Source organism: Streptomyces sp. NPDC048462, assembly GCF_043200175.1.
In the GTDB taxonomy this organism is placed as follows: Bacteria; Actinomycetota; Actinomycetes; order Streptomycetales; family Streptomycetaceae; genus Streptomyces.
Genome location: NZ_JBICXG010000064.1, coordinates 1,838 through 3,263 on the forward strand (window position 1 = coordinate 1,838; position 1,426 = coordinate 3,263).

Consider the following 1,426-nt stretch of genomic DNA (forward strand, 5'->3'; position numbering starts at 1 on the left):
CGGTCGGGTCGGGCACGCTGTTGGGTATCTGAAGGTACGGCCGTCATGGTCGTCCTTCGGTTGCCGGCCCCAGTGAACTCGCCCGGTAAGGGTGGGGTGATGGGTGGCTGGTCGTTGTTTGAGAACTGCACAGTGGACGCGAGCATCTGTGGCCAAGTTTTTAAGGGCGCACGGTGGATGCCTTGGCACCAGGAACCGATGAAGGACGTGGGAGGCCACGATAGGCCCCGGGGAGCTGTCAACCAAGCTTTGATCCGGGGGTGTCCGAATGGGGAAACCCGGCAGTCGTCATGGGCTGTCACCCGCTGCTGAACACATAGGCAGTGTGGAGGGAACGAGGGGAAGTGAAACATCTCAGTACCCTCAGGAAGAGAAAACAACCGTGATTCCGGGAGTAGTGGCGAGCGAAACTGGATCAGGCCAAACCGTATGCGTGTGATACCCGGCAGGGGTTGCGCATGCGGGGTTGTGGGATCTCTTTTTCACGGTCTGCCGGCTGTGAGACGAGTCAGAAACCGTTGATGTAGGCGAAGGACATGCGAAAGGTCCGGCGTAGAGGGTAAGACCCCCGTAGCTGAAACATTAACGGCTCGTTTAAGAGACACCCAAGTAGCACGGGGCCCGAGAAATCCCGTGTGAATCTGGCGGGACCACCCGTTAAGCCTAAATATTCCCTGGTGACCGATAGCGGATAGTACCGTGAGGGAATGGTGAAAAGTACCGCGGGAGCGGAGTGAAATAGTACCTGAAACCGTGTGCCTACAAGCCGTGGGAGCGTCGCGCGCCGAGTTTACTCGGTGCGTCGTGACTGCGTGCCTTTTGAAGAATGAGCCTGCGAGTTTGCGGTGTGTTGCGAGGTTAACCCGTGTGGGGAAGCCGTAGCGAAAGCGAGTCCGAATAGGGCGATTTAGTAGCGCGCTCAAGACCCGAAGCGGAGTGATCTAGCCATGGGCAGGTTGAAGCGGAGGTAAGACTTCGTGGAGGACCGAACCCACCAGGGTTGAAAACCTGGGGGATGACCTGTGGTTAGGGGTGAAAGGCCAATCAAACTCCGTGATAGCTGGTTCTCCCCGAAATGCATTTAGGTGCAGCGTCGTGTGTTTCTTGCCGGAGGTAGAGCACTGGATAGGCGATGGGCCCTACCGGGTTACTGACCTTAGCCAAACTCCGAATGCCGGTAAGTGAGAGCACGGCAGTGAGACTGTGGGGGATAAGCTCCATGGTCGAGAGGGAAACAGCCCAGAGCATCGACTAAGGCCCCTAAGCGTACGCTAAGTGGGAAAGGATGTGGAGTCGCAGAGACAACCAGGAGGTTGGCTTAGAAGCAGCCACCCTTGAAAGAGTGCGTAATAGCTCACTGGTCAAGTGATTCCGCGCCGACAATGTAGCGGGGCTCAAGCGTACCGCCGAAGTCGTGTCATTCACA

The 1,426-nt window shown here is 57.3% G+C and carries 1 rRNA gene (only partly in view); it reads left to right on the plus strand.

Features of this window, described 5'->3' with window-relative positions:
- Window positions 1–150 precede the first annotated feature (150 nt).
- Window positions 151–1,426: ribosomal RNA gene (locus tag ACGFU6_RS39230) — 23S ribosomal RNA — on the plus strand; it runs 1,924 nt beyond the window's last position.